At 60.3% G+C, this 25454-nt stretch carries 27 protein-coding genes and 1 pseudogene; 12 read left to right on the forward strand and 16 right to left on the reverse strand.

From position 1 onward, the window contains the following. The first annotated feature begins 90 nt into the window (after positions 1-90). Together HUW52_RS29845 and elbB are read left to right on the forward strand one after the other, a co-directional pair. Positions 91-741, forward strand: coding sequence for a DedA family protein (locus tag HUW52_RS29845; RefSeq protein ID WP_175555602.1), 651 nt, complete (start codon positions 91-93; stop codon positions 739-741). Between the two features lie 290 nt (positions 742-1031). Further along, entirely contained in the window at positions 1032-1700 is a 669-nt protein-coding gene (elbB, locus tag HUW52_RS29850; protein ID WP_016985900.1) for an isoprenoid biosynthesis glyoxalase ElbB, read from the forward strand. A 132-nt stretch (positions 1701-1832) separates the two neighbouring features. On the opposite strand, the gene HUW52_RS29855 is transcribed toward elbB, so the two are convergent. The 3 genes from HUW52_RS29855 to HUW52_RS29865 all read right to left on the reverse strand — a co-directional run bounded on the left by HUW52_RS29855 (position 1833) and on the right by HUW52_RS29865 (position 4482). After that, complete coding sequence (locus tag HUW52_RS29855) at positions 1833-2288, reverse strand: YaiI/YqxD family protein (protein ID WP_007911138.1); 456 nt, start codon at positions 2286-2288, stop codon at positions 1833-1835. A 106-nt stretch (positions 2289-2394) separates the two neighbouring features. Next, a complete protein-coding gene (locus tag HUW52_RS29860; protein ID WP_175555603.1) occupies positions 2395-4290 on the reverse strand; it encodes an FTR1 family protein in 1896 nt (631 codons plus the stop codon). 27 nt (positions 4291-4317) lie between these two features. Then, positions 4318-4482 carry a hypothetical protein gene (locus HUW52_RS29865; protein ID WP_016985898.1) on the reverse strand — a complete coding sequence of 55 codons (165 nt, stop codon included), beginning with the start codon at positions 4480-4482 and terminating at the stop codon, positions 4318-4320. 66 nt (positions 4483-4548) lie between these two features. On the opposite strand from HUW52_RS29865, the gene HUW52_RS29870 reads away from it, so the two are divergent. The 5 genes from HUW52_RS29870 to HUW52_RS29890 all read left to right on the forward strand — a co-directional run bounded on the left by HUW52_RS29870 (position 4549) and on the right by HUW52_RS29890 (position 9321). Continuing rightward, the gene (locus tag HUW52_RS29870; protein WP_175555604.1) at positions 4549-5955 is read left to right on the forward strand and encodes a COG3014 family protein; all 1407 of its coding nucleotides are present in this window, start codon (positions 4549-4551) and stop codon (positions 5953-5955) included. Between the two features lie 210 nt (positions 5956-6165). Continuing rightward, positions 6166-7560, forward strand: coding sequence for a COG3014 family protein (locus HUW52_RS29875; RefSeq protein WP_175555605.1), 1395 nt, complete (start codon positions 6166-6168; stop codon positions 7558-7560). A gap of 15 nt (positions 7561-7575) precedes the next feature. After that, positions 7576-7950: a YcfL family protein gene (locus HUW52_RS29880; RefSeq protein WP_007911131.1), complete on the forward strand. Its 375-nt coding sequence runs from the start codon at positions 7576-7578 to the stop codon at positions 7948-7950. Between the two features lie 36 nt (positions 7951-7986). Next, positions 7987-8574, forward strand: a complete 588-nt coding sequence (gene lpoB / locus HUW52_RS29885; RefSeq protein WP_016772610.1) for a penicillin-binding protein activator LpoB — start codon at positions 7987-7989, stop codon at positions 8572-8574. A 3-nt stretch (positions 8575-8577) separates the two neighbouring features. Next, on the forward strand, positions 8578-9321 hold the full coding sequence (locus tag HUW52_RS29890) for a penicillin-binding protein activator LpoB (protein WP_175555606.1): 744 nt from the start codon (positions 8578-8580) through the stop codon (positions 9319-9321). Between the two features lie 114 nt (positions 9322-9435). On the opposite strand, the gene rhtB is transcribed toward HUW52_RS29890, so the two are convergent. From rhtB to HUW52_RS29905, 3 genes are all read right to left on the reverse strand, one after another. Further along, entirely contained in the window at positions 9436-10068 is a 633-nt protein-coding gene (gene rhtB, locus HUW52_RS29895) for a homoserine/homoserine lactone efflux protein (protein WP_175555607.1), read from the reverse strand. A gap of 195 nt (positions 10069-10263) precedes the next feature. After that, entirely contained in the window at positions 10264-10845 is a 582-nt protein-coding gene (locus tag HUW52_RS29900; protein WP_016985893.1) for a mechanosensitive ion channel family protein, read from the reverse strand. Next, positions 10845-12755 (reverse strand): ATP-binding cassette domain-containing protein, encoded by a 1911-nt coding sequence (locus HUW52_RS29905; protein WP_175555608.1) that lies wholly within the window; start codon positions 12753-12755, stop codon positions 10845-10847. The genes HUW52_RS29900 and HUW52_RS29905 overlap by 1 nt, the downstream gene beginning before the upstream one ends. A 50-nt stretch (positions 12756-12805) precedes the next feature. Between HUW52_RS29905 and HUW52_RS29910 the strand changes: the two genes are divergently transcribed. Continuing rightward, positions 12806-13267 carry a TIGR02444 family protein gene (locus tag HUW52_RS29910; RefSeq protein ID WP_175555609.1) on the forward strand — a complete coding sequence of 154 codons (462 nt, stop codon included), beginning with the start codon at positions 12806-12808 and terminating at the stop codon, positions 13265-13267. Here HUW52_RS29910 and HUW52_RS29915 read toward each other — a convergent pair. Next, entirely contained in the window at positions 13264-14445 is a 1182-nt protein-coding gene (locus tag HUW52_RS29915; protein ID WP_175555610.1) for an AlgP family protein, read from the reverse strand. The two genes, HUW52_RS29910 and HUW52_RS29915, sit on opposite strands and share 4 nt — an antisense overlap. 192 nt (positions 14446-14637) lie before the next feature. Between HUW52_RS29915 and HUW52_RS29920 the strand changes: the two genes are divergently transcribed. Continuing rightward, on the forward strand, positions 14638-15303 hold the full coding sequence (locus HUW52_RS29920; protein ID WP_175555611.1) for an FKBP-type peptidyl-prolyl cis-trans isomerase: 666 nt from the start codon (positions 14638-14640) through the stop codon (positions 15301-15303). 57 nt (positions 15304-15360) lie between these two features. On the opposite strand, the gene HUW52_RS29925 is transcribed toward HUW52_RS29920, so the two are convergent. The 8 genes and pseudogenes from HUW52_RS29925 to HUW52_RS30875 form a co-directional block, all read right to left on the reverse strand. After that, positions 15361-15819 carry an Rsd/AlgQ family anti-sigma factor gene (locus HUW52_RS29925; RefSeq protein ID WP_016985889.1) on the reverse strand — a complete coding sequence of 153 codons (459 nt, stop codon included), beginning with the start codon at positions 15817-15819 and terminating at the stop codon, positions 15361-15363. Positions 15820-16002: 183 nt separating this feature from the next. Then, positions 16003-16554 carry a disulfide bond formation protein B gene (locus tag HUW52_RS29930; RefSeq protein WP_016985888.1) on the reverse strand — a complete coding sequence of 184 codons (552 nt, stop codon included), beginning with the start codon at positions 16552-16554 and terminating at the stop codon, positions 16003-16005. 218 nt (positions 16555-16772) lie between these two features. Continuing rightward, positions 16773-18011, reverse strand: coding sequence for a heme biosynthesis protein HemY (locus HUW52_RS29935; RefSeq protein WP_016985887.1), 1239 nt, complete (start codon positions 18009-18011; stop codon positions 16773-16775). After that, positions 18008-19150, reverse strand: a complete 1143-nt coding sequence (locus HUW52_RS29940; RefSeq protein ID WP_016985886.1) for a uroporphyrinogen-III C-methyltransferase — start codon at positions 19148-19150, stop codon at positions 18008-18010. Before HUW52_RS29940 ends, HUW52_RS29935 begins: the two co-directional genes overlap by 4 nt. Before the next feature lie 16 nt (positions 19151-19166). After that, positions 19167-19928 carry a uroporphyrinogen-III synthase gene (locus HUW52_RS29945; RefSeq protein ID WP_175555612.1) on the reverse strand — a complete coding sequence of 254 codons (762 nt, stop codon included), beginning with the start codon at positions 19926-19928 and terminating at the stop codon, positions 19167-19169. After that, the gene (hemC, locus tag HUW52_RS29950; RefSeq protein ID WP_175555613.1) at positions 19925-20866 is read right to left on the reverse strand and encodes a hydroxymethylbilane synthase; all 942 of its coding nucleotides are present in this window, start codon (positions 20864-20866) and stop codon (positions 19925-19927) included. The genes HUW52_RS29945 and hemC overlap by 4 nt, the downstream gene beginning before the upstream one ends. Before the next feature lie 137 nt (positions 20867-21003). Next, on the reverse strand, positions 21004-21750 hold the full coding sequence (locus HUW52_RS29955; RefSeq protein ID WP_007911111.1) for a LytTR family DNA-binding domain-containing protein: 747 nt from the start codon (positions 21748-21750) through the stop codon (positions 21004-21006). Beyond that, positions 21747-21887 (reverse strand): annotated as a pseudogene (locus HUW52_RS30875) (sensor histidine kinase); the annotation flags it as partial. The gene HUW52_RS29955 and the pseudogene HUW52_RS30875, both read right to left, overlap by 4 nt. 335 nt (positions 21888-22222) lie before the next feature. Here HUW52_RS30875 and argH point away from each other — a divergent pair. Then, positions 22223-23617: an argininosuccinate lyase gene (argH, locus tag HUW52_RS29960; protein WP_007911110.1), complete on the forward strand. Its 1395-nt coding sequence runs from the start codon at positions 22223-22225 to the stop codon at positions 23615-23617. A gap of 107 nt (positions 23618-23724) precedes the next feature. On the opposite strand, the gene HUW52_RS29965 is transcribed toward argH, so the two are convergent. Then, positions 23725-24384: a glutathione S-transferase family protein gene (locus tag HUW52_RS29965; RefSeq protein ID WP_175555614.1), complete on the reverse strand. Its 660-nt coding sequence runs from the start codon at positions 24382-24384 to the stop codon at positions 23725-23727. 123 nt (positions 24385-24507) lie between these two features. Between HUW52_RS29965 and HUW52_RS29970 the strand changes: the two genes are divergently transcribed. Then, positions 24508-24792, forward strand: coding sequence for a hypothetical protein (locus tag HUW52_RS29970; RefSeq protein ID WP_007911108.1), 285 nt, complete (start codon positions 24508-24510; stop codon positions 24790-24792). A gap of 260 nt (positions 24793-25052) precedes the next feature. Further along, positions 25053-25298 carry a TIGR02647 family protein gene (locus HUW52_RS29975; protein WP_008084565.1) on the forward strand — a complete coding sequence of 82 codons (246 nt, stop codon included), beginning with the start codon at positions 25053-25055 and terminating at the stop codon, positions 25296-25298. Positions 25299-25454 lie beyond the last annotated feature (156 nt).

Below are 25454 nucleotides of genomic sequence, written 5' to 3' on the forward strand. Positions count from 1 at the left end.
AGGAATTGTTCACGTCGAGACACATTTGGACACTTTCATGAATGTGTCCGAAGGGTTAGGCTGCGCGTTCATTTCGCCAGCACCCAGACAATGCTCCAACAATTTCTGCATGACTTTGGCTACTTTGCCTTGTTCCTCGGCACGTTCTTCGAAGGCGAAACCATTCTGGTGCTCGCGGGCTTCCTCGCGTTCCGTGGATACATGGACATCAACCTGGTGGTGGTTGTGGCGTTCTGCGGCAGCTATGCCGGCGATCAGCTGTGGTACTTCCTCGGCCGCAAGCACGGGCGCAAATTGCTGGCGCGCAAACCGCGCTGGCAGATGATGGGTGACCGCGCGCTGGAGCACATCCGCAAGCATCCCGACATCTGGGTGCTGAGCTTCCGCTTCGTCTATGGCTTGCGCACGGTGATGCCGGTGGCGATCGGTTTGTCGGGTTATCCGCCGGGACGTTATCTGCTGCTCAACGGCATCGGTGCGGCGATCTGGGCGACCGCACTGGCTGCCGCCGCTTATCACTTCGGTGCGGTACTGGAAGGCATGCTCGGCAGCATCAAGAAGTACGAGTTGTGGGTACTCGGTGCGCTGCTGATTCTTGGCGTTGGCCTGTGGCTACGCCGCCGCTTCAAGAATGCGCGATTGGCCAAGCAGGTTTACGCCGACGAGCAAGCCGCGAAAGCTGCACTGCTGAGTCAAGACGAAGCGTCCAAGGCTGCCGAACCGAAGACGCCAGCCGAGTAACTCGCTGGCGACTTGCTACAGCCCGCCAGCACTGAGCGGGCTGGCCGACCCTTTCAGTCAGACAGATCACTTTTATCCTCGCTACTCTGGGGCATTCAAGTTCGCCAGCGGGGTTGTCACGCCAAAAATCTCCCGCTCGTTACGCCGCAGGCAACCCCAAATAATGAACACCCCGCCGTCGTTGCGATCCATGTAGAAAGCGCTCCATACAGGTGCAGCCGCCACTTGGGCCTATGGCAACGCGCGACAATTTAGTGGACATTTAGCGCCATGAATCTGGAGAGAAACCCATGAGCAAAAAAGTTGCAGTGATCCTGTCCGGCAGTGGCGTGTACGACGGCGCCGAAATCCATGAAAGCGTCATCACCCTGCTGCGCCTCGACCAACGCGGTGCGCAGGTGCAGTGCTTCGCACCGAACATTGCGCAATTGCACGTGATCAATCACCTGACCGGCGAAGAAATGCCCGAGTCGCGTAACGTGCTGGTGGAATCGGCGCGCATTGCTCGCGGCAACATCAAAGACATCCGCGAAGCCGACGTCGACGACTTCGATGCGCTGATAGTGCCCGGCGGTTTTGGTGCGGCGAAGAACCTGTCCAATTTCGCCGTCGAAGGCGCTGGCTGCACTGTGCAGCCTGAAGTGCTGGCGCTGGCCGAGGCATTTGCCGAAGCAGGCAAACCCGTCGGTCTGATGTGCATTTCGCCGGCATTGGCCGCGAAGATCTACGGCCCGGGCGTAACCTGCACCATCGGCAACGACGCCGACACCGCCACGGCGATGAACAAGATGGGCGCCACCCACGAAGACTGTGCGGTGACGGAAATCATCGAAGACAAGGCGCGCAAACTGGTGACGACCCCGGCTTACATGCTGGCGCAGAACATCAGTGAAGCGGCGTCGGGGATTAACAAACTGGTCGACCGCGTCCTTGAACTGACTCACGAAAACGACGCCTGATCCCCCGCAGCACACAAAACCCAATGTGGGAGCGAGCTTGCTCGCGAAAGCGGTGTGTCATTCAACACAGCGTTGCCTGATTCGGCGCCTTCGCGCGAGCAGGCTCGCTCCCACAGGGGATTTGTATAGGGCTTAAGGTTTGCGCGTCAGTCGGGTGAGAATCCGGTCCAGCGCATTGGCAAACGCCTGCTTCTCGCGATCGCCAAATGGCGCCGGGCCGCCGCTCATCTGGCCTTGTTCGCGCAGATCGGTGAACAGGTTGCGCACGGCCAAGCGTTCGCCCATGTTCTGCGCATCGAACTCCTTGCCACGTGGATCCAGCGCCGCGACGCCCTTCTTCACCAAACGATCGGCCAATGGAATATCGCTGCAAATCACCAGCTCACCCGGTACCGCGTGCTCGACCAGATAATCGTCTGCCGCATCCGGGCCGCTCGGCACCACGATCAGTTTGACGATGGCCAGCCCCGGCTTGATCTGCGGCTGCCCGGCCACCAGCACCACTTCAAACTGACGCTTGAGGGCAAACTTCACCACCAGATCCTTCGCCGCCCTCGGGCAGGCGTCGGCATCGATCCATACACGCATTTTTCTAACCTCCCAAAAACAATTCGCGAGCAGGCTCGCTCCCACAGAATACACACCGTCCCTGTGGGAGCGAGCTTGCTCGCGAATGTGAGCGCAGCGAATGCTGTTAAGCGACTACTCGCTTCTTCTCCGCCATCCAACTACGCCCATACAACACAACAATCGCCACAATCGCCACCGCCTGCGCTGTCAGCGAATAGGCATCGGCATGAATCCCCAGCCAGTCGAATTCAAAGAACGCCACCGGCCGCGTGCCGAAGATCCCGGCTTCCTGCAAGGCCTTCACGCCATGCCCGGCAAACACCACCGACAGCGCGCACAGCAGCGCCGCGTTGATGCTGAAGAACAGCGTCAGCGGCAGTTTCGCCGAACCGCGCAGAATCACCCACGCCAGACCGACCAGCAGCACCAGTGCGGTCGCGCCGCCGGCGAGCACGGCGTCATGCCCGGCCGGGCCGGCCTGCAACCACAGGGTTTCGTAGAACAGGATCACTTCGAACAACTCGCGGTACACCGAGAAGAACGCGAGGATCGCGAAACCGAAACGTCCGCCGCCACCGACCAGACTGCTCTTGATGTAATCCTGCCAGGCCGCTGCGTGGCGACGATCGTGCATCCACACGCCGAGCCACAAGACCATGACACTGGCGAACAGCGCCGTCGCGCCTTCAAGCAATTCACGCTGCGAGCCGCTGACGTCGATCACATACGCCGCCAGCGCCCAGGTGCCGAGGCCCGCCAGCAGCGCCAGGCCCCAACCGACGTTGACGCTGCGCACCGCCGATTGCTGGCCGGTATTGCGCAGGAAGGCGAGGATCGCCGCCAGCACCAGAATCGCTTCCAGCCCTTCGCGCAGCAGAATCAGCAGACCGGAGATGTAGCTCAGCGACCAGCTCAGACCATCGCTGCCAAGCAGGCCGGCGGACTCTTTCAACTTGGCCTTGGCCGCCTCCAGACGCTGCTCGGCCTGCTCGACCGGCAAGCCGTCCTGCAACGATTGCCGATACGCCATCAGGGATTTTTCGGTGTCCTTGCGCACATTGGCGTCGACGTTATCCAGCGAGCTCTCGACCAGTTCGAAGCCTTCCAGATAGGCCGCGACCGACAGGTCGTACGCCTGATCGTGTTCACCGGCGCGGTAGGCGGCAAGACTCTTGTCCAGGGTTGTCGCGGTGTAGTCGAGCAACTGCGCCGGGCCACGCTTGACCTGCGGCGGTTGCGCGCGCTGCGCACGGAAGGTCGTCGCAGCTTGCGCGCCTTCGGCGGCCTGCACTTCAGCCGGAGTCTGGCGCGCCAGATCGGCGATGCTGTAGCTCTTCTCCGACTTGGCCGCCGCCGGATCGGCGCTGAAGCCGGCGATGTAAGTCGCCAGGTCCCAGCGCTGACGATCATCGAGCTGATCGGCAAACGCCGGCATGTCGGTGCCTTCGACGCCTTGGCCGAGGGTGTTGTAGATCGCGTACAGGCTCAGGTGATCCAACCGCGCCGCATCACGCAGATTGGCCGGTGCCGGGGTCATGCCGAGCCCCGCCGGGCCGTCACCGGCGCCGCTGTCACCGTGGCACACCGAGCAATTCTGCGCATAGAGCGGTGCGCCGCGAGTCGGATCCGGAGTGATGATCGGTGCCTGGCTGACTTCATACGCCACCGCCAGTTGCGCGCCCAGTTGCCGCGCCTGACGGGCCACTTCGGCGCCATCCTGCTTCGCGCTGATTGCGCCATGCAAAGCTTTAACGCCCTGCTCCAGAGCAGCCTTTTCCGGCTTGGCCGGCATGCCGGCGATCAGGCCTTGCAGCGCCCGCGTGAACTCCAGTTGCTCGCGGTATTCGGAATCATCGACAACCTTGCCCGCCGCTACCGTCGGCGGGTAATCCGCACTGATGTAATCGAGCAGGTGCAGCGCTTGCGGCGCGCCTTCCACGGTATCGGCCAGCAGATTGAAGCTGCTCAGGGCAAACAACGGGAGCACCAGCCAGGCCAGAATTCGGGACGAGGCAGTCATGAACGGATCTCAAATGGAAATGCGAAGTTACATATTGTTCACTTCGCGGACTTTTCTCTCAAGCTTTGTCGGTTTTTCGCTTTTATTGGGCGGATATACCCGGCAGACGAACACCGCAATATCGCCGAGGATTGCCGCAGTGACAGGGTCCTTGATCGGCGCACATCGGCCCCCCACCTGAATCGCAGCCATTGGCCAGCATCCGCCACTATACTGCGCGCGCCCTCAACATTTCGGCTCAAGGAGACACCCCCGTTTATGCGGATCATCCCGTTGTTCGTCCTGTTGGCCACTGCTCTTTTATTGAACAGCTGCGCGGCTTACCGCAATTACGATCAGGAAATGCAGCAAACCACCGACGAGATGACCAAGGGCAACCTCACCGGCGCACTGGCACTGGTCGAGATGCACAACCCGTGGGAAGACAAGGATCTGCTGTATTACCTGGAAACAGGCGCCATCCTCAGCGCTGGCAGCGCCCTGCCCGAAAGTCAGCAAGCCTGGCGCAGTGCTGACCGGATGATCTTCCAGCGTGAAGAACTCAACCCGTCAGGCGCCATGAAGTTGCTGGTGCGGTTCGGCGATGAAATGGGCACCATGCTGGTCAACGACAAGTTGCGGCGCTACGAAGGCTACGATTACGAAAAGGTCATGCTGACCACGCAAATGGCCCTCAATCAGTTGTCCGTCAACGATTTCGCTGGGGCACGCGCCGACATCAAGAAAACCCACGAACGCGAAGCACTGATCGCCCGGCAGCGGGAAAAACAATACGAAGAAGCCGAAGAACAAGCCAAGACCCAAGGCATCGTCTTGCGTTACAAGGACCTGCAAGGCTACCCCGTGGCCATTCTTGACGCGCCGAATGTGGTAGAGCTGAAGAACGGCTATCAGAGTGCTTTCAGCCATTATCTGGCTGGCTTCACTTACGAGGCCTTGGGCGAGCGAGACCTCGCGGCGCCCGGCTATCGCCAAGCGATCGAATTGCGCCCGGACCTGCCCTTTCTGCAAAAAGCCTTGCGCAATCTCGACAAGCCCATCGCGAAAACCGATGAAAGCGATGTGTTGATCATTATCCAGAGTGGCCTGGCGCCTGCCCGCAGTTCGGTGCAAGTGCCTATTCCTGTGCGCCTGAACGAAAATCTAGTCATCGTCGCGCCGATTTCTTTTCCGGTCATGGTGCCGGACACCGTGACCCCCGGCTTCAGTCATGTCACGGTGGATGGTCGAAAACAGCCGCTGACCGTGATCAACAGCGTCACCGACATGTCCATCCGCACATTACGCGATGACATGCCGGCAATCATCTCGCGGGCGATGTTCCGCGCCAACATGGCCGCCATCAGTCAGGCTCAGGAGAACGAGCGCAATCCGGCCAAGGTTTCGCTGACAGTCACCCAGCATGACCCGTTTGAAGAAGCTGACACGCGAACCTGGCGGGCGCTGCCGGACAAAACACTGATCGCCCGCCTGCGCCTGAAAAAAGGGTTGCATACGTTTCGATTGCCAATCCCACCGACTGACTACCCGTTTCAATTACGCGTCGACCAGGACCACCAGATTCTGCACCTGCGAGTGTTCCGGGATCAGACGTATACGATGGGCTCGGCTTTCGTCCCGCGGGACACTCCGTTGCCGGAAAAAACGCCGACGCCTGCCAGGTAATGGCACACCACCAAACTATTGCAATCAAAAAGCAATTACATAGCCACTACGTCACGCCTATAATGCCGCGCCCTCGCCATGCGAGCCGGCACAAAAGCTCCTCCGGTAACGAGGAATTGGCAGGAGGCCAACGCCCTGTCGATGGGTCACATCAGCCCGACCAGCACACGCGGCTGCAGTTAAATCAGCTACTCAGGGAAGAAGTACCCCATGGTTTTCCGCGCTCCCACCTTGATCGCGCTCAGCGCCGTCACTCTACTCTCCGGCTGTTCGGCGTTTCGCAACTACGATTCCGAACTGGCACAGACCAACCAGCAACTGGCCACCGGCAACGTTGACGCCGCGCTGACCCTGCTGGAAAAGAACAACACCGGCCCCGACAAAGACCTGCTCTATTACTTCGAGAAGGGTGAGTTGCTGCGCGCCAAGGGCGACCTGTCCGGCAGCCAGAATGCCTGGACCAGCGCCGATGTGGTGGTCGGTCAGTGGGAAGACTCGGTCAAGCTCGACACCGGTAAGTACCTGGCCCAGTTCGGCAGCTTCATCGTCAACGACAAAGTGCGTCGCTACGAAGGTTACGACTACGAAAAAGTCATGCTGACCACGCAGATGGCCCTGAACCTGCTGGCGGTCAATGACTTCGACGGCGCGCGTACCGCGATCAAGAAGACTCACGAGCGCGAAGCGGTGATCGCTGACCTGCGCGACAAGGAATACCTCAAGAGCGAAGAAGAGGCCGAGAAAGAAGGCATCAAGACGCAGTACAAGGATCTGCAAGGCTATCCGGTCGCCAGTCTCGACGCGCCGGAAGTGGTTGGCCTGAAAAACAGCTACCAGAGTGCGTTCAGCCATTACCTGTCCGGCTTCGTTTATGAAGCGCTGGGCGAGAAAGGCCTGGCTGCACCGGGCTACCGCAAGGCCGCCGAGCTGCGTCCGAACACGCCACTGCTGGAACAGGCACTGGTCAACCTCGACAAGCCGGGCAAGTCCGACGACAGCGACATCCTCATCGTTGTCCAGAGCGGTCTGGCCCCGGCCCGCGACTCGATCCGCGTACCGCTGCCATTGCCGATCTCCAACAACGTGGTGATCACGCCGCTGTCGTTCCCGATCATCAAACCTGATACCTCTACGGCGACGTTCGCGCAAATCGGCGTCGACGGTCAGCAGGTCGATCTGACCGCGCTCAACAGCACCACCGCGATGTCCCGCCGCGCCCTGCGCGACGACATGCCGGGGATCATCCTGCGCACCACCGTGCGGGCGATCACCAAGGGTGTTGCGCAGAAGCAGATCAACGAAACCAACCCGCTGGCCGGTCTGGCCGTCGGTATCTCTTCAGCTGTGCTCGAAGGTGCCGATACCCGTACGTGGCGCACCCTGCCGGACTACACACAAGTGGTGCGTCTGCGTCTGAAAAAAGGCGAGCATCAGGTTACCCTGCCAAGCGCCGTGGGCGGTTCGGTGGTCAAGGTCACTGTCGATCAGCGTTATCAGGTGATCACCCTGCGCGCCGTGGGCAACCAGGTGTTCGCCGGTGGCCTCGCCGCACACGTCATCCCGAGCGCCAGCGCGACCAACGTCGCCAGCCTCAAACAACCTTAAGAACGGAGTCTTTGCATGCGCTTCAAACTCATCGCCGTCGCCGCCCTCGCCTTGCTGGCGAGCGGCTGCGCCACCCCGCCACCGCCAGAGCCGGGCAGCGCCGCGAGCAAAGTCGTGGCCATGGGTCCGCAGAAACACATCGTCGTCGGCGCCATGCGCGTCGCCCGCGAAAACGGCTTCATGACGGTCAACGTGCAGTTGAGCAACACCCTCAACAGCAACAAGATTTTCTACTACCGCTTCGCCTGGCTCGGTGCGGAAGGCTTCCCGATTGCCGAAGAAGAAGTCTGGAAAAGCCAAATGATGTACGGCGCCCAGACCAGCTTCATTCAAGGCATCGCCCCGACCCCGAAAGCCGTGGACTTCCGTCTGGAAATCAAGACGCCGTAAGCCTGCCACCCTATTCCTGTTTTAGAGAGCACTCCCATGTTTGCACGCTTTTCCTGCATCGCCGTCATCGCCCTGCTGGCCTCCGGTTGCGCCAACACTTCGCCGACCCTGGGCAGCAAGAACATCAGCTACGGCGACACCAAAGCGGTTGAAACCGTGACCAACGAATTCGGTTCGACCGACCTGCAGATGATCGCCGAGTCGATGACCCGCTCGCTGGCTCAGTCCGGCATCCTGCAAGGCCGTCCGGTGGTTCAGGTCTACGACGTGAAGAACAAGACCAGCGAGTACATCGACACCCGCGAAATCACCACCAGCATCAAGACTCAGCTGATGAAGACCGGTGTTGCCCGCTTCGCCAGCGACAACAACGCGATGCAGAGCCAGGTTGACCAGCTCAAGCTGCAAAACCAGAGCGGTCTGTACAAGAAAAGCACCGTGGCCAAGACTGGCAACATGGTTGCCGCCAAGTACCGCATCGAAGGCTCGATCAGCTCGATCGTCAAGCGCAGCAGCGACTACAAGGACGTCTTCTACAAATTCAGCCTGCAACTGATCGACGTTGAAAGCGGTCTGGCCGAGTGGATGGACGAAAAAGAGATCCGCAAAACCACGGAGCGTTAATCAATGCGCACATGGATTGGCATGATGGCCCTGGCTTGCGCGTTCAGCGCGCAGGCGGCCCCGAAAGTCGCGGTGACGGATCTGGCCTATCAGGAACGTGTGGAGCAATACATCCACATCGTTTCGGCCCAGAGCAATCATCGCGAGGGTTACTACAGCTCCAGTGGCTCTTCGAGCTACAACGAGATCGAAGCGAGCACCAGCTACATCGAGCAAGGCGAGCTGCGTAAATTCACCGGCGACATCAAGGGTGAAATTCTGCGTACCGGCATGTTCCAGCTGGTGCAGGGCACGCCGTACACCGCGTCGTCCAAGGGTGACGTCTACGACGTGATCAAGCGCATCAAGGCCGGCAACTTCAAAGGCGCCGACTATGTGCTGTTCGGCACTGTTTCGGACATCGACTTCACTCAGGACATCAACGAGCTGGCGAACACCGACAGCTATTCGGCGGTGCTGGGCCTGACATTGGTGGCGGACTTCAGCCTGATCAACACCAAGACCTTCGAGATCACCTCGGCCTTCACGGCGATGGGCGAAGCGCAGGACACCAAACTGGTGAACCACCGCGACATCAAGATCTCGCTGAACCGCCCACGGGTGGTGCGTGACGTGTCCAAGGCCTTGGGTGAAGACGTGGCCGGGCAACTGAGCATGCAGCTCGGTGGCGGCGGTTACGAGCAGCCGCGCGAAGCACCGCAGCGCAACAACCTGCCGCGTGATACCGCGCCAGTGATCTTGCGCTGATGACTGGCTCCTGATCATTCCCATGCTCCGCGTGGGCATGCATCCCGGGACGCTCTGCGTCCCAGCCACAAAAAAGGCGACCCGCAATGGTCGCCTTTTTTGTGCCCGCGATGTTTACGCCGCCGCTTTGCGCAACGTTGCCATAAACGCCGCCGCGCCGATGAACAACCCGGCAAACGTGCGGTTCATGCGCTTCTGCTGCTGCGGAGTGCGCAACAGGCGCAGCACCTTCGACGCCAGGCCGGTGTAGCCCGCCATCACGATCAAATCAACGCAGATCATCGTCACGCCAATCACCAGATACTGAATCAGCAACGGCGCATGTGGATTGATGAACTGCGGCAGCACCGCGAGCATGAACACCAGCGCCTTGGGGTTGCTGATATTCACCAGAAAGCCGCGGAAGACCAGCGCCAGCGGCTTGCCGATCGGCCGTACCGCCGCGTCATCGCTCATGTCCATGGGCTGCGCACGCCATTGCTTGATAGCCAGGTACACGAGGTAAGCGACACCAAACCATTTGATCGCATGGAACGCCGTGGCCGAAGCGGTCAGGATCGCGCCAACACCGGCGCCGACAATCGCAATCTGCACCGCCAGGCCGATCTGCAGGCCGAGGGCATTCCAGTAACCGCGCCAGAAACCGTATTGCAGACCGCTGGACATCGACGCAATGGCGCCGGCACCCGGGGACAGACTGATCACCCAGCAGGCGGCAAAAAACGCCAGCCATGTTTGAAGCTCCATCGCACACCTCGACTCATGCTCGTGACAAATGCCTAAGCTAATCCGGGTTTGAATGGATGACTACCGATTTTTTGCTGAATGTTGCGGGTGCTGCTGAGGGCCCCTTCGCGAGCAAGCTCGCTCCCACAGGGGGAATGCATTCCAAATGTGGGAGCGAGCCTGCTCGCGAAGGCGTCAGAACAGACGCCGCAGAATCTACTTCTCGAACCCGCTCGACGGAAACACATCCGTCCCGCGCCAGCGCCGCACCGAGCGCTGGAAGAACAAGCTGTTCGGCACTTGCACCATGGCGCTGCCAGTCCCCAGCTCTTCAGCCTCGATCAACGTGGTGTAGAGCAGATTGATCGCCACCACTCGCCCCTTCACGCCAGGCTTGTCCGTGGTGTCCACCAGCTCAACGATATCGCCCAGGCGAAACGGCCCGACCGTGAAGATCAGAATCGCGCAAAGCAAATTCGACAACACACTCCACATCGCGAAGAACGCGACCGCTGCCACCGCGACGAACCCCGACAGCGCCGTCCACAACACCGTGGCCGAAACCCCGAGGCGTTCCAATACGAAGATCAGCGCGCTGCCCATGATCAGCCAGCGCAACACACCGCGCAGCGGCATCAGCAACTGCGGCGGAAACGGATAGCGCTCACCCAACCGGGTCAGGCCTTTGGCGACGAAGCGCTGGGTGAGATAGCCGGCCAGCAGAATCAACAGAATCTGCACCGTAAACCAGATCGGCTCGACCCACACCGCCGGCAGCGGCAGCTTGAACGCTTCCATCAGGACAGCGCCTCCAGCTCCGCTTGCATGCTTTCCAATACCTCGAGGGCTTCCATCCACGCCTCTTCCAGCTCGCCTTCGCGAACCTTCAGCTTGGCCTGCTCGGCAAGCAGATCACGCAGCTCGCTCTTGCGCGCCGGCTCGTAGATGTCGCTGTCACCAAGGCTGGCGTCGACCTTGGCCAGTTTCTCGTGAAGCTTGCCAAGCTCAGCTTCAAGCTTGTCGGCTTCACGCTTGTGCGGGGCCAATTGCTGACGCAACGCAGCCGCCGCCTGACGCTGAGCCTTCTTGTCGGTCTTGTCCGGGTTCACCGGGGTGTTGCTGACCGGCGCATTACGCTGGCGGTATTCCACCAGCCAGCGCGCATAGTCTTCGAGATCGCCATCGAACTCTTCGACCTTGCCGTCAGCGACCAGGTAGAAGTTGTCGGTGGTGCTCTTGAGCAAGTGCCGATCGTGAGACACCACCAGTACCGCACCGCTGAATTCCTGCAGGGCCATGGTCAGCGCCAGGCGCATTTCCAGATCGAGGTGGTTGGTTGGTTCGTCGAGCAGCAACAGGTTCGGGCGTTCCCAAGCGATCAATGCCAGGGCCAGACGCGCCTTTTCACCACCGGAGAAATTCAGCACCGGCTCATCGATGCGCGCGCCACGGAAGTCGAAGCCGCCGAGGAAGTCGCGCAGGGTCTGCTCGCGTTCGGTCGGCGCCAGACGCTGCATGTGCAGCAACGGACTGGCCTTGGAATCCAGCGAATCGAGCTGATGCTGAGCGAAGTAGCCGACCACGGTGTTCTCGCCACGGGTCAGGCGCCCGCCGAGCGGTGACAGCTCGCCGGCGAGGTTCTTGATCAGGGTCGATTTACCCGCACCGTTCGGCCCGAGCAGGCCGATACGCGCGCCCGGGGTCAGTTGCAGCTTGACCTTCTCGAGGATGGTTTTGTCGCCATAACCCAGACGCGCATCGGACAGGTCGATCAGCGGGCTGGAGATCTTCGTCGACTCGCGGAAGACGAAGTCGAACGGCGAATCGACGTGGGCCGCCGACAGCTCTTCCATCCGCTCCAGGGCCTTGATCCGGCTCTGCGCCTGACGGGCCTTGGTGGCCTGGGCCTTGAAACGGGCGATGTAGCTTTCCATGTGCGCACGTTGCGCCTGCTGCTTCTCGTAGGCCTGTTGCTGCTGGGCCAGACGCTCGGCACGGGCGCGTTCGAACGCGGTGTAGCCGCCGCGATACAGGGTGATTTTGCGCTGATCGACATGGGCCACGTGATCGACGACTTCATCGAGGAAATCACGGTCGTGGGAGATCAGCAGCAAGGTGCCCGGATAGCTTTTCAGCCACTCTTCGAGCCAGATGATCGCGTCGAGGTCCAAGTGGTTGGTCGGTTCGTCGAGCAACAACAGGTCCGACGGGCACATCAATGCCTGCGCCAGATTCAGACGCATCCGCCAGCCACCGGAGAAATCCCCGACCTGACGATCCATCTGCTCGTTGGTGAAACCGAGACCGGCAAGCAACTTGCGCGCCCGCGCATCGGCGGTGTAACCGTCGGCGCTGTCGAGTTCCGAGTGCAGTCGGGCCTGAGCGGCACCGTCGTGCGCGGCTTCGGCAGCGGCGAGGTCACGTTGCACCTCGCGTAGACGCAAGTCACCATCGAGCACATAGTCGACGGCAAGGCGCTCGAGCGTCTCGATTTCCTGGCGCATGTGGGCGATGCGCCAGTCAGCCGGCAAGAAGCAATCACCCGAGTCCGGGTGCAGCTCACCCCGAATCAAGGCGAACAGGCTCGATTTGCCGGCGCCGTTGGCACCGATGAGGCCGGCTTTGTGGCCGGCGTGCAGGGTCAGCTCGGCGTCTTCTAGCAGACGTTGCGGGCCACGCTGTAAAGTCAGGTTCTGAAGTCGGATCATAATGGCGGCGGAGTCTACCAGCTTCGCTCACAACTGGCGCGAGTAGCACGATGTCCTCTGACCTGTGGAGCTTTTCCCTTGCCACCTACGCCCGACCGGGCGTGGAAGACGCCTGCCTGCAACTGCAAACGGCGGGCGCCAATGTGTGCCTGCTGCTGTGCGGTTTATGGCTGGAGCAGCGCGCAGTGACCTGCGATGAACAACGCGTTCGCCAGCTTCAGGCGCTGACCGAACCATGGGATATCGAGGTGGTGCAGCCGCTGCGCACACTGCGTATGCAATGGAAAGCGCGGGCGCTTGATGATGCAGTGTTGAAAGGCATGCGCGAGCAGATCAAATCACTTGAGCTGGAAGCTGAGCGAGCGTTGCTGTCACGGCTTGAGGGTGTGGCGCAGGAGTGGCTGCGAAACGACGCAGGTTCAATAACCTGGCTTGAAGAATTGGCCGGCACGGCAGCCGACCCGAACCGCGACGCGCTGCGAGTGCTGCGCGTCGCGGCAACCGGCACTTAGGAAGCGCTGGTCGGGTTGTTGCTGACGCTCGACGCAGCGGCTGGCGATGGTGCAGTCGAAGGGGTCGAGGTAGTAGCGGCTGGTGCAGCGGCGGCTGGCGTGGCCGGAGTGGCTGGCGCAGCAGGCTTGGCAGCTGGAGTGGTAGCCGGTTTGGCGGCAGCTGGTTTGGCAGCGGCTGGCTTTTTAACGGCGGGTTTTGCAGCAGGTTTTGCAGCTGGCTTGGCGGTAGTTTTTGCAGCAGCAGGCTTGGCAGCAGCAGTTGCTGGTTTAGCAGCAGCGGCTGGCTTGGCGGCAGGTTTCGCAGCCGCTTTCACGGCTGGTTTGGCTGCTGGTTTAGCGGCAGGCTTGGCAGCCGGTTTGGCAGCGGCAGTCTTGGCAGCTGGTTTTGCCGCAACTTTAGCAGCAGGTTTAGCGGCCGGTTTGGCAGCGGCGGTTTTTGCTGGAGCAGCTTTGGCAGTGGCTGGCTTGGCAGCTGGTTTAGCAGCGGCGGCACGGGTAGCGGGTTTAGCAGCGGCAGTACGCACAGCAGGTTTTGCCGCAGTGGTTTTAGCCGCTGGCTTTGCAGCACTTGCCGCAGCTGGTTTTTTCGCTGCAGGTTTTGCGACAGCTTTGGCAGCTGGTTTTGCAGCCGCTTTCACCGGTGCTTTGGCAGCAGGCTTGGCGGTGGATTTAGCAACAGCTTTTGCAGCAGGCTTGGCCGCTGCGGTTTTCGCTGGAGCTTTTGCAGCTGCCGGTTTCGCAGCTGCTTTCTTCGCCGGTGCAGCTGCCGGTTTGGCTGCGCGGGTGGACAATACTTTGCCCACGGCTTCTTGAACGCGACCAACACCTTGAGCCAGTTTCAGGCTCTCCTGGGCATCGCGCTTGAGTTGCAGAATGTAGCTGCGGGTGTCGGACTGACGATCCTTCAAGGCATCGAGCAGGTCTTCCAGTTCTTTCACTGCGGCCTTGGCTTTGTTCTGCGCCTTGGCTTTGCCGGCGGCAGCTGCGTCCTGCAATTTGGTGCGGGATTTATGCAGTTTTTCCTGCGCCTTGCCGCGTTGCTTTTCCAGTTTGGCGAGCAGTTTTTCAGCATCAGCCAAGGCTTGGGAGCAAGCGTTTTCCAGATGCTCGAGCAGGCTGCCCGAGAGTTGTTGGAGTAAGTGCAACGGAGTATTTACAGGCTTCTTGGTGGCCGACATGGTTTACCTCCTGGCTGACGTGAGTGCGGCTCATACTAGACCTCTGCAGTTACCGCCGCTAGGGCATCTTGACAGTATCGATTGCGTTGCGTTGCACCGAAGTGAAAATGTTCTGCGCGAAGGCAAAAGCAGTTCACCGTTGCAGACGTTCACGCTGGCATAATCCACCGCATCTCAGGACGGAGAGTGCCCATGTCGCGCTACTTTTTTTTATCCCTCTGCATGGTTTTTTCGGCCGTTCACGCTGACGAAAAAACCACCGAAAACGACGCTCACGATCTGGCCTACAGCCTCGGTGCCAGCCTCGGTGAACGGTTGCGGCAGGAGGTCCCGCAATTGCAGATTCAAGCGTTGGTCGATGGCTTGCAGCAAGCCTATCAGGGCAAGCCGCTGGCGCTGAGCGAAGCACGCATTGAACAGATTCTGGCTGATCACGAATCGCAGAATGCCGAACATTCGGCACAGCCTTCGAGCGACGCGGCGATGGAAAACGAACAGCGTTTTCTCACCACTGAAAAAGCCAAACCAGGCGTGAAGGAACTGGCCGACGGCATCCTGCTAACCGAGCTGACGCCTGGCAACGGCGCCAAGGCGGGTCCCGATGGAAAAGTGCAGGTGCTGTATGTCGGACGGTTGCCGGACGGCACCGTGTTCGATCAGAACACTCAGCCGCAATGGTTCAATCTCGACAGCGTGATTGCCGGTTGGCGCACGGCGTTGCAGAACATGCCGGTGGGCGCAAAATGGCGGCTGGTGATTCCATCGGATCAAGCCTACGGCGCCGACGGTGCCGGCGACCTGATCGCACCGTTCACCCCGCTGGTGTTCGAAGTGGAATTACGCGGCGCGACGAGTTGAGCGGACAATAAAAAACGGTGCGCTTTCGGGCACACCGTTTTTTGATCAAGGCTTGGGTCAAGCCTGAACCGGATCTTCTTCCTTGTGTGCTGTATGCAGCACTTCAATCAGGCAATCTTCCAGTTCGAAACGTTCGTGAAGCAGGCCGCCGAGCTCCTTGAATTTCTCGGCAACGCATTTGCCTTCATCGCAAAGATCATTGAACGCAAGAAGCTTTTCGGTGATGACATCGATGCGCGGGTATATCGTCTCGGCGAGTTCGAGGCCGCGCTTATCGTTGAACGCCTTGGCTTCGCCGGTCAGCTGTTCATAGATTTCGAAGTGCCCGGCCGAGACGTAATCGACCAGCACGCCGCAGAATTCCTGCAAAGGCTTGCGGCTCTCCGACAGCGACTCAGGCTGTGCGCCGAGCTTGTCGTAGGCGCCGATCAGCTCTTCACGCTCCTGCAACCAGCGGTCGATCAGCAGATGAACTCCACCCCAGCGTTCCTGAGCATTCTGACAACTTTCGAGCATGGCGATCTCTCTTCCCTTGTGGGTCATGCTGCTCTACACCCGCGCCCCTCTTTTGATTTTGACTTGGGGGACGGCCGGGCAGAGCGTCATCGAGCAACATAAATCCAATGACACGTGCGGGCCAGATTATGCCCGCACGCCTATGGCTTCAAGGTACGCAGGAGATAAAGTTCATACAAGTGTTTAATCCCGTAGCAGCTGCCGGTGCGACGCTTCGCCGCTGAGCGGGCGTTGCAGAGCACTCCAGGCCAGCCGTAACAATTGATACACCGCCAGTATCGATACCGCGACAAAGAACAACAGGCTCCACTCCGGGATGCTCAGGTCGAACAGCGTCCAGGATATTTCCGCGCAATCGGCACCACCGCTAAACATCCTTTGCAAGGCGCAGATCCAGGGCAGACCACTGAACAATGTCTCGGGGTGCGGGGTACATTTGAGCAGTTGCAACATCGGGTCACTCTGTATCAATACCTGTCGCCAGGCGGCCGTAGTGCCGCCCAGGCTCGCGACCAGCGTCAACAGCCAGTAGAACCACAAACCGACACGCCCGGGGCCGTGCACCGCTGCCATGCCACTGCACACGCACAGCAGCGTGAGGAACAGGCGCTGCACCAGACACAAGCTGCACGGCTTCAGACCGACAGCATATTCAAGATAATAGGAAGCTCCCAGAGCAAAGGCCCCCGCAGTGAAAGCCATGAAGAACAAGGAGCGTGAGCAGGCCAACGACATGGCTTTTCCGTAACAGTAGAGACAGACGGTTACGGTAGAGGAAAGCGTGTCAGCCTTTCAAGGCGAGGCCCTGCCGACAGTTCACCAGAGGTGTAGGGAAAACCCGACAGGTTTGAGAGGAATCGGTGTAGACCGCTGTAGGAATTTGCTTCTGGCGCTCAACGAAGTTGAAATTTCAGCCACAAAAGGTAAGCGAGGGAGCTGCCTCCCCCGCCACTTCAGACCTGCGCTGGAACCGGCAACGGCGCGGCCAGCAGGCGTTCGTCCAGCAGACCGAGGCCTTCCTGGAACAACTGATTGCTGCGCTCGGTATCGCCCAGCTGTGCGAGCAGACGCGCCAGTTCCGCACAGGCTTCAGGGTTGCGCTGCACACGCAGGCTGCTTTCCAGATAATCCCGCGCCTTGCCCCACAGACTGGTTTGCAGACACAGGCGGCCAAGGGTCAGCAGCAAGCTCGGATCGTTGGGGTGATCCTTCAGCCAGCCTTCGGCAGTTTGCAACTGACGGGCCGGATCACTGCCGCGCACCAGACCGTAGAGACGGGCCAGATGGCTGTCGTACTTGCGCTTGAGGGCGGTGCGCAACACTTCTTCCGCTTCGACCTGAGCGCCCAGCTGGCGCAGCTGTTCGGCGTATGCCAGTACCAGCGGTGGCTCCTGACGCTGCGCCGAGGTGAGCTGCTGCCAGGCACGCGTGAGCGACTGCAAGCCAACGCTGCCGTCCTCCTCGCGCTGCGCTGCCAGCGAGAGGTTTTCACCCCAGGCACGGCGCTCAAGTTCAGCCAGTTCGGCCGGGGGCAAGACTTTGTCCTTGCGCAATTCCGGCAGCAAACGAATCACCGCCGACCATTCGCCGCGCTGCTGATACAAACGCTGCAACTGGCGCAGCGTCTGCGCATTGTGCGGATGACGATCATGCATCGCTTGCAAGGTCACCAAGGCACCGTCGGTATCGCCACGGTCGGTCTGCAACTGCGCATGGCTTAAAGCGATAGCCAGCTCTGCTTGAGGCTGACGCTCCAGTGCGCGCTCAAGCAAACGATCGCACTCTTCGTAATTGCCCTGCTCATTGGCCGCACGGGCAGCACCGAGGTAGTACAGCAATGGCTGACGCTCGGCTTCGGCCGCACGATAAAGATGACGCTGAGCACTGGCCCAACGACCTTCGGCCAGATCCAGTTGGCCGTGTTCGATGGCGACCTGCACCCGTCGACTGCGGTTACGCCGCGACCATGGATTGACCACACCACTCGACGTCATGACCAACTCGACCAGCGCCTTGATGCCCCAGATCAGCAGCCACAAAACCGCGATCACCGCCAGCGTTGCCCAAAGACTCGCTTCGTAACGGAAGCTCTTGTAGGCAATCAGCACGTAGCCGGAATGCTGGGCCACTGCAAAGCCCAGTGCCGCCGTCGCCGCGATCACCAGAAACACGATCACATACAGGCGTTTCATGGCGTGGCCTCCTGCGCGGTGTTGGCGGCAGGTTTGGCAAAGGGTTTCACCGACTCTTCGGCGTTGACGTTGCGCCGCTCAAGATAGGCTTGCACCGCACTCAGCGTACCGGCCAGATCCGGAGTCACGACCGTAACCGGTTCCTTGCTGAGCTCACCGACCTGTTCCAGCATCACTTTGCTTTGCGGATTGTCCGGATTGAAATTGCCCTTGAGCACATCACGTGCTTCGGCCAGTGCCTGGGTGTAGACCGGCGCCTGCCCGTTGAGCGCTGCCCACTGCGCCTGTTCAAGCGCAAGGCTCAGGGCCAGACGAACCTGACTCAGGCTCTGCCCGGCCAGCAACGGCCGCACATTCTTGTCGGCGTTGAAATCGATGCGGATGTAGCGCGACACCTGATCCCACCACTGCGCCCAACGACTGGCGCCATCACCATCGGCGGTCAGGCCCAGCAGCGACTCGCCACGATCCTTGTACTCCGGCGCCAGCTCGGTGAGCTCGATGACTTGATCACGCAGTGCGCCGAGACGCAGGAACAAACCGGTGCGATCCGGCTGCGCGGTACTGCGCAGCGCCACGAGGGTTTTCGCCACTTGCTCGCGAGCGGCGAAGGAGCCGGGATCGTTTTGCTCACGGAGAATTTCGTCAGCGCCCTGCACCAGCGCCTGAGCGCTGCTGATGTCCTGCAACGCCGAAAGACGCAGGCTGGCCAGACGCAGCAAATGCTCTGCCTCAGCCAGGCGCCAGTCCTTGCGGCTGGCGCCAAGGACGGTTTCCAGACGTTGATTGAGGCGCTGTTGATCGCCCTGAAGTTGCGTCACCAGACGCTGGCGCTCGGCGAGTTCGTCGGCACCCGGCAACTGCGCGAGGCGCTCGGTCAGTCGCTGTTCATTGAGCTTCAGGCTCTGCGCCTGATCGTTCAAAGCCTGCACTTCACCGGACTGCTGCTGAGTGTTGGTCTGCAGGTGACGGACCTGCCAGACACCCCAGCCACCGATCGCGACGCCGGCGGCGCCGAGCAACAGGGCGACGATGGCCAGTCCATTGCCTCGGCGCGGCTCTGTGGCCGGCGGTGGAGTTTCAACCTGGGTTTCAATCACAGGTTGCACATCATCTTTAGGCAAGGCTGTTTCGCTCACGTATCCATCCTTTGCATTAGAAAACGGGTTCGGGATGCTCCCGCAACGCCGTCAGCAAAGCCGCGGCATTCGCGCCGCGGCAATCCACAACTGTTTGAGCCCCGGCGACAAATGCCTGCTCGGCGACTCTTGGGCTTGGCACAAACAATGGCAAACGCGCGATTGTCGGCCAGGAGTCGCCAGCCATCTGACGCAGGTGCTCAAAACCCTGTCCACTGCTGACCACCAGCCCGTTCAAGCGTTCCGCTTCGATCCGCCGCGACAGTTCCTTCGGGGCGTAGGCTGGCAGATCACGTCGATACAATTCCAGATACTCGACACTAGCACCTAGCTCGCGCAGGCGCTCGGCGAGTAGTTCGCGGCCGCCCTCACCGCGCAGGATCAACACCTGCGCACCGGGCTGGCTGACCGCCTCACGCAGACGCGGTAATTGCAGCAAGGCTTCGCTGTCATCGCCGTCAGCCGGGAAGCTGACGTCGAGGCCGTGATCGCGGAGAATCTGCGCGGTCGCGGCTCCGACACTGAACCAAGGCATCGTCAACGACGACGAGCCGTCTAGCAGATCCACCGCAATACGTGCCGCCGGTTTGCTGACCACAATCACCGCGTTGCAACGCGGCAACCGCGCAATCGCCTGACGAATTTTGTCAGAGACTGGCAGCGCGACAATGTCCAGAAGCGGCAAACAACTACTGAAAATCCCCTGCCCGGCCAACGTCTCGGCCAGCGCCGCACAGTCCTCCGCAGGGCGCGTCAGCAACAGGCGCCAGCCAGTCACTCGTGACCTGCCTCGCCATAGACCGCTTTGAGAATATCGTCGGCGCCCTGGCTGAGCAGGTCTTCGGCGACCTTCACGCCCAATGCTTCGGCATCGGCGCGCGGCGCGCGAGCTTCGGCGCTGAGCAGCTTGCCACCGCTCGGTTCACCGACCAGACCGCGCAGCCACAAATGCTCGCCTTCGAGCACGGCGTAGCAAGCGATCGGCACCTGGCAGCCGCCATTCAAATGTTTGTTGAGGGCACGTTCGGCGGTCACCCGCGAAGAGGTGTCGGCATGATGCAAAGGTGCGAGCAAGGCGTGGATTTCAGTGTCGGCACTACGGCATTCGATGCCGACCGCACCCTGACCACCGGCCGGCAGGCTGTCATCAACGCTGATCGCCGAGGTGATGCGGTCTTCGAAACCGAGGCGGATCAAACCCGCTGCGGCGAGGATGATCGCGTCGTACTCGCCAGCATCAAGCTTGGCCAGACGGGTGTTGACGTTGCCACGCAGAAAACGGATTTCCAGGTCTGGACGGCGGGTCAGCAATTGCGCCTGACGACGCAGACTCGACGTGCCGACGATGCTGCCGGCCGGCAACGCCTCCAGACTTGCATACGTATTGGAAACGAAGGCATCACGCGGATCTTCACGCTCGCAGATGCAGAACAGACCGAGGCCTTCAGGGAAATCCATCGGCACGTCTTTCATCGAGTGCACGGCGATGTCGGCTTCGTTTTCCAGCAGTGCGGTTTCCAGTTCTTTGACGAACAGGCCCTTTCCGCCGATCTTCGACAGCGGCGAATCGAGCAGCTTGTCGCCGCGACTGACCATGGGCACCAGCGTCACCAGCAGGCCCGGGTGGGCCGCTTCCAGACGGGCTTTGACGTATTCGGCCTGCCAGAGGGCCAGCGCACTTTTACGGGTGGCGATGCGGATTTCGCGAGAGGACATGGATCAATCCGTACTGAATAGATACGGCGGATAATAACAGCTCAGCCAAATCCACTTTGACTTGAATCAGAAACGGCGCGGCCTCCCTGGCCGGCAATGCCTGGTAAAGGAATGAGGAGCCGCCCGGAATGACCGGGTTACAGCCCCTGCATCATTTTGCGCACACCGGCCACATGGCGACGACTGACGATCAGCGCATCACCATTAAGACCTTTGAGGAACAGCTGGAAATGCCCCAGCGGCGTGCGTTGCAGCCGCTCGATACGATCGCGGGCGACCAGCGCGTTGCGATGGATACGCACGAAGCGTTCGCCGAATTCGTCTTCAAGGGCTTTGAGCGGTTCGTCCAGCAGCACCTCACCGGCTTCGTGACGCAGGGTCACGTATTTGTGGTCGGCAATGAAATAGACCACCTGATCCAGCGGGATCAGTTCGATGCCTTTGCGGGTGCGGGCGCTGATGTGGCTGCGCGGCCCGGTGCCACTTTCGGCAGCAGGACGGGTCAGGGCCGAGAGTTGCGCCCGATTGGGACGTTCAGCCCGTTTCAGGGCGTCATGCAGATGTTCGGTTCGCACGGGTTTCACCACATAGCCCACGGCGCTGGCCTGCAGGGCTTCCACGGCAAATTCATCGGGGCTGGTGCAAAACACCACGGCCGGCGGCGTTTCGCGTTCGCACAGACGGGCAGCAACCTGCAGGCCATCGAGGCCCGGCATGCGGATATCGAGCAGCACGATATCCGGTTTGTGGCTGTCGATCAGTGCCAACGCCTCTTCGCCATTCGTGGCGCTGGGCTCCAGAACTGTATAACCCTCGAGCTCGCTCACCATTCGGCTGAGGCGCTCGCGAGCCAGTGGTTCGTCATCAACGATCAGGACATTCATATTGCGCTGGATTCCTGCGTGAGTCTCGCACAAGGATAGCGTAGACAGGTGAAGTGACGTCCGTCACCGCGATCCACGCTAAGACTAGCCCGAGCGCCAAAAAGTGCCGTACGTCGGCCAGCAATATTTGCCAGTGTCCGGGTCGTACTGCTCAAAGCCCGCTGTTTCCTGCGTTTCTCACGGGGATTGCCGAAGGACAATTACACCCACCCCCTCTTCTTATAGTCGGCGGCCAGACCTTTGCGCGATCCACAGCCGCGTCGACCCTTATGTCCAACTGTAGACGTTCGTCGGGCCGATATTGCTCAATCGAAAAATATCCTTGCGCAAAACCGCCGCGGTCAGCGTCGACTATGGCGCAGACAATGAGAAAAAAACGTATCGACCAGTGTCAACGACAGGATTGGCAACCCTGTTATTATCCGCGCCAGCGTTTCACGCCTTTTTTCTTCAAGCCGATACGAGCGAATTCATGAGCACTGACAAGACCAATCAGTCCTGGGGCGGCCGCTTCAGTGAACCCGTCGACGCCTTCGTCGCCCGCTTCACCGCCTCCGTCACTTTCGACCAGCGCCTGTATCGCCACGACATCATGGGCTCGATCGCCCACGCCACCATGCTGGCCAAGGTCGGCGTGCTGACCGATGCCGAGCGCGACAGCATCATCGATGGCCTGAAGACCATTCAGGGCGAAATCGAGGCCGGCCAGTTCGACTGGCGCATCGACCTCGAAGACGTGCACATGAACATCGAAGCACGGCTGACCGACCGCATCGGCGTCACCGGTAAAAAGCTGCACACCGGGCGTAGCCGCAACGATCAGGTCGCCACCGACATCCGCCTGTGGCTGCGTGACGAGATCGACCTGATCCTCGCCGAAATCACCCGCCTGCAAAAAGGCCTGCTGGAGCAAGCCGAGCGCGAAGCCGCGAGCATCATGCCGGGCTTCACTCACCTGCAGACCGCGCAACCGGTGACCTTCGGGCACCACATGCTGGCCTGGTTCGAAATGCTCAGCCGCGACTACGAGCGTCTGGTCGACTGCCGCAAGCGCACCAACCGCATGCCACTGGGCAGCGCCGCGCTGGCCGGCACCACCTACCCGATCGACCGTGAATACACCGCACAATTGCTGGGTTTTGACGCGGTTGGCGGCAACTCGCTGGACAACGTTTCCGATCGCGATTTCGCCATCGAATTCTGCTCGGCCGCGAGCATCGCGATGATGCACCTGTCGCGCTTCTCCGAAGAATTGGTGCTGTGGACCAGCGCGCAGTTTCAGTTCATTGATCTGCCGGACCGCTTCTGCACCGGCAGTTCGATCATGCCGCAAAAGAAAAACCCCGACGTGCCGGAGCTGGTACGCGGCAAGACCGGCCGTGTGTTCGGCGCACTGATGGGCCTGCTGACCCTGATGAAAGGCCAACCACTGGCCTACAACAAAGACAACCAGGAAGACAAAGAGCCGCTGTTCGACGCCGCCGATACCCTGCGCGATTCGCTGCGGGCCTTTGCCGACATGATCCCGGCGATCAAACCGAAGCACGCGATCATGCGTGAAGCGGCGCTACGTGGTTTCTCCACCGCGACCGATCTGGCGGATTATCTGGTGCGCCGTGGTCTGCCGTTCCGTGATTGCCACGAGATCGTTGGCCATGCGGTGAAGTACGGCGTGGACACGGGCAAGGATCTGGCCGAGATGAGCCTGGAAGAACTGCGTCAATTCAGCGATCAGATCGAGCAGGATGTGTTTGCCGTGCTGACTCTGGAAGGCTCGGTGAACGCTCGCGACCATATCGGCGGCACTGCGCCGGCGCAGGTAAAGGCTGCTGTGGTGCGCGGTCAGGCCCTGATCGCTAGCCGCTAACAGAAAAAGCCAAAAGCATCGCGAGCAGGCTCACTCCTACATTGGAATGCGTTCCCCTGTAGGAGTGAGCCTGCTCCCGATAGCTGCTTTCAACTCAACTACAAACCTCACTTCTTGGCAGCGATCATCGCCAAAAACGCCGGCATCGCCGCTTCCTTGTCCGCCGCAATCTTCTGCACATGCGGATTCTGCTCAAGCCGTTCCAGCAACGCCTTCGCCTGCGGCATCTCCGCCAGCAAATCAATCCCGAACAGTTTCTGCCCGACGGCACAGGCCAGCGGCACGCTGTAGAGGAAGTACAAATCGGCGATGCTCAGACTGTCGCCCGCCACATACGGGGCGAATTTGCCGTGCCGTCCCAGTGCGGCAAACCCCAGCAGCAATTCGGTCTTGGTCTTTTCCTTGATGGCGTCCGGCAAGGTCATGCCGAAGAACGCTTCGCCATAGCAGGCGCGTCCCGGCAGTTCGATGTACAGCTCGATTTCCTTGGCAATTGCCAGCACCTGCGCGCGCTCGAACGGATCGCTCGGCAGCAGCGGCGTGCCTTTCTCGGTTTGCTCGAGGTATTCGAGGATGATCGCGGTTTCGTTGATGAAACCAGCGTCCACACCAAGCACCGGGACCTTGCCGCGCGGGCTGATGGCCAGAGACTCGGGTGTCTGCGTCGGGTAGAACGTGACCTCTTCGAACGGCAGGCCTTTTTCCAGCAGCGCCAGTTTGACCATGTTGTAGTAGTTGCTGACTGAGAATCCGTAGAGCTTGAACATCACATAGCCTCCAGGCCGTGCGGGGTGGGCAGTGCCTGTTTATAGATCGCGCAGGCGAATCGCGCCAGCAGCATCACGCCGCTGAATGCGGGTAAACTGGCGCCTTTCCATGAGGAGCCTGCCATGAGCGAGCCGACAGACATCGACAACGACGAAGAAGAGTTCACCGAGGCTACTTTGATCGAAGCCATCGAGAACCAGATCGAAAGCGACAACCCGCCAGCGGCCAAAGCGACCTTCAACAAGCTGACCCTGGTGGGCGTTGAGCGTGAAGAGATCCTCAATCTGATGGCACATGTGCTGGCCTACGAGATTGACGCGATGCTCGATGAAGACCGCGCGTTCAATACCGAATGGTACGAAGCGGCGCTGCGGGCGCTGCCAGAGTTGCCACCCGAAAAGCAGTAACAACATATTCCCCCCTGTGGGAGCGAGCTTGCTCGCGAAGGCGTTTTATCAGTCAACTTATTTGGTGAATGACACATCGCTTTCGCGAGCAAGCTCGCTCCCACACAATTTGTCACCCATCTATCGGCCCTGCGCCTGAGCCCCGACTACACTGGAATCCGCCTCAAGACAAAATCCCTGATCTGAGCACTGGACATGCCGCAAAAGCGGGTTCACCTTAGGGACGCTGTCGTCCAATTCCTAGAAAGTCTGGAGTCCTTATGTCGCTTACCCCTGAGTTGGTTGCCGAACTGGAAGTCCTCGCACTCTTTCCCCTGGACAGTTCCCAGGAAGGTTTGAAAATTCATCAGACCGCTGCCCCGAAACATATTTCTGCCGCCAAACGCCTCTTTGAGAAAGACCTGACCGATCAGCCCGATGGCGGATATCTGACCAGCCTCGGTCGCGACGCCGCACAAAATGTGCAAACCGTGCTGACCATTCTGAGAGAGCAGGAAACCGCCTGATTCCCCCTGACTTTGCCCACGGGAACTCCTGCCACGGGATTTCCGCGGGCCTGCCCGGTCATCCGCGATAGAAATCTGACGTCAAAAAACAAATTCAGCTTAAAAGTCCCGCTGCGCAAAGGCTAAACTGCCTCCCATTCCGAGACCCTCTTCGTC

This window comes from Pseudomonas sp. 43A (assembly GCF_013363935.1).
In the GTDB taxonomy this organism is placed as follows: domain Bacteria; phylum Pseudomonadota; class Gammaproteobacteria; order Pseudomonadales; family Pseudomonadaceae; genus Aquipseudomonas; species Aquipseudomonas crudilactis.

Excerpts from the sequence above, each read along its gene's own strand:
- HUW52_RS29845 (WP_175555602.1), top strand. The coding sequence starts at position 91 with ATGCTCCAACAATTTCTGCATGACTTTGGCTACTTTGCCTTGTTCCTC.
- elbB (WP_016985900.1), top strand. The coding sequence starts at position 1,032 with ATGAGCAAAAAAGTTGCAGTGATCCTGTCCGGCAGTGGCGTGTACGAC.
- HUW52_RS29855 (WP_007911138.1), bottom strand. The coding sequence starts at position 2,288 with ATGCGTGTATGGATCGATGCCGACGCCTGCCCGAGGGCGGCGAAGGAT.
- HUW52_RS29860 (WP_175555603.1), bottom strand. The coding sequence starts at position 4,290 with ATGACTGCCTCGTCCCGAATTCTGGCCTGGCTGGTGCTCCCGTTGTTT.
- HUW52_RS29865 (WP_016985898.1), bottom strand. The coding sequence starts at position 4,482 with ATGGCTGCGATTCAGGTGGGGGGCCGATGTGCGCCGATCAAGGACCCT.
- HUW52_RS29870 (WP_175555604.1), top strand. The coding sequence starts at position 4,549 with ATGCGGATCATCCCGTTGTTCGTCCTGTTGGCCACTGCTCTTTTATTG.
- HUW52_RS29875 (WP_175555605.1), top strand. The coding sequence starts at position 6,166 with ATGGTTTTCCGCGCTCCCACCTTGATCGCGCTCAGCGCCGTCACTCTA.
- HUW52_RS29880 (WP_007911131.1), top strand. The coding sequence starts at position 7,576 with ATGCGCTTCAAACTCATCGCCGTCGCCGCCCTCGCCTTGCTGGCGAGC.
- lpoB (WP_016772610.1), top strand. The coding sequence starts at position 7,987 with ATGTTTGCACGCTTTTCCTGCATCGCCGTCATCGCCCTGCTGGCCTCC.
- HUW52_RS29890 (WP_175555606.1), top strand. The coding sequence starts at position 8,578 with ATGCGCACATGGATTGGCATGATGGCCCTGGCTTGCGCGTTCAGCGCG.
- rhtB (WP_175555607.1), bottom strand. The coding sequence starts at position 10,068 with ATGGAGCTTCAAACATGGCTGGCGTTTTTTGCCGCCTGCTGGGTGATC.
- HUW52_RS29900 (WP_016985893.1), bottom strand. The coding sequence starts at position 10,845 with ATGGAAGCGTTCAAGCTGCCGCTGCCGGCGGTGTGGGTCGAGCCGATC.
- HUW52_RS29905 (WP_175555608.1), bottom strand. The coding sequence starts at position 12,755 with ATGATCCGACTTCAGAACCTGACTTTACAGCGTGGCCCGCAACGTCTG.
- HUW52_RS29910 (WP_175555609.1), top strand. The coding sequence starts at position 12,806 with ATGTCCTCTGACCTGTGGAGCTTTTCCCTTGCCACCTACGCCCGACCG.
- HUW52_RS29915 (WP_175555610.1), bottom strand. The coding sequence starts at position 14,445 with ATGTCGGCCACCAAGAAGCCTGTAAATACTCCGTTGCACTTACTCCAA.
- HUW52_RS29920 (WP_175555611.1), top strand. The coding sequence starts at position 14,638 with ATGTCGCGCTACTTTTTTTTATCCCTCTGCATGGTTTTTTCGGCCGTT.
- HUW52_RS29925 (WP_016985889.1), bottom strand. The coding sequence starts at position 15,819 with ATGCTCGAAAGTTGTCAGAATGCTCAGGAACGCTGGGGTGGAGTTCAT.
- HUW52_RS29930 (WP_016985888.1), bottom strand. The coding sequence starts at position 16,554 with ATGTCGTTGGCCTGCTCACGCTCCTTGTTCTTCATGGCTTTCACTGCG.
- HUW52_RS29935 (WP_016985887.1), bottom strand. The coding sequence starts at position 18,011 with ATGAAACGCCTGTATGTGATCGTGTTTCTGGTGATCGCGGCGACGGCG.
- hemC (WP_175555613.1), bottom strand. The coding sequence starts at position 20,866 with ATGTCCTCTCGCGAAATCCGCATCGCCACCCGTAAAAGTGCGCTGGCC.
- HUW52_RS29955 (WP_007911111.1), bottom strand. The coding sequence starts at position 21,750 with ATGAATGTCCTGATCGTTGATGACGAACCACTGGCTCGCGAGCGCCTC.
- argH (WP_007911110.1), top strand. The coding sequence starts at position 22,223 with ATGAGCACTGACAAGACCAATCAGTCCTGGGGCGGCCGCTTCAGTGAA.
- HUW52_RS29965 (WP_175555614.1), bottom strand. The coding sequence starts at position 24,384 with ATGTTCAAGCTCTACGGATTCTCAGTCAGCAACTACTACAACATGGTC.
- HUW52_RS29970 (WP_007911108.1), top strand. The coding sequence starts at position 24,508 with ATGAGCGAGCCGACAGACATCGACAACGACGAAGAAGAGTTCACCGAG.
- HUW52_RS29975 (WP_008084565.1), top strand. The coding sequence starts at position 25,053 with ATGTCGCTTACCCCTGAGTTGGTTGCCGAACTGGAAGTCCTCGCACTC.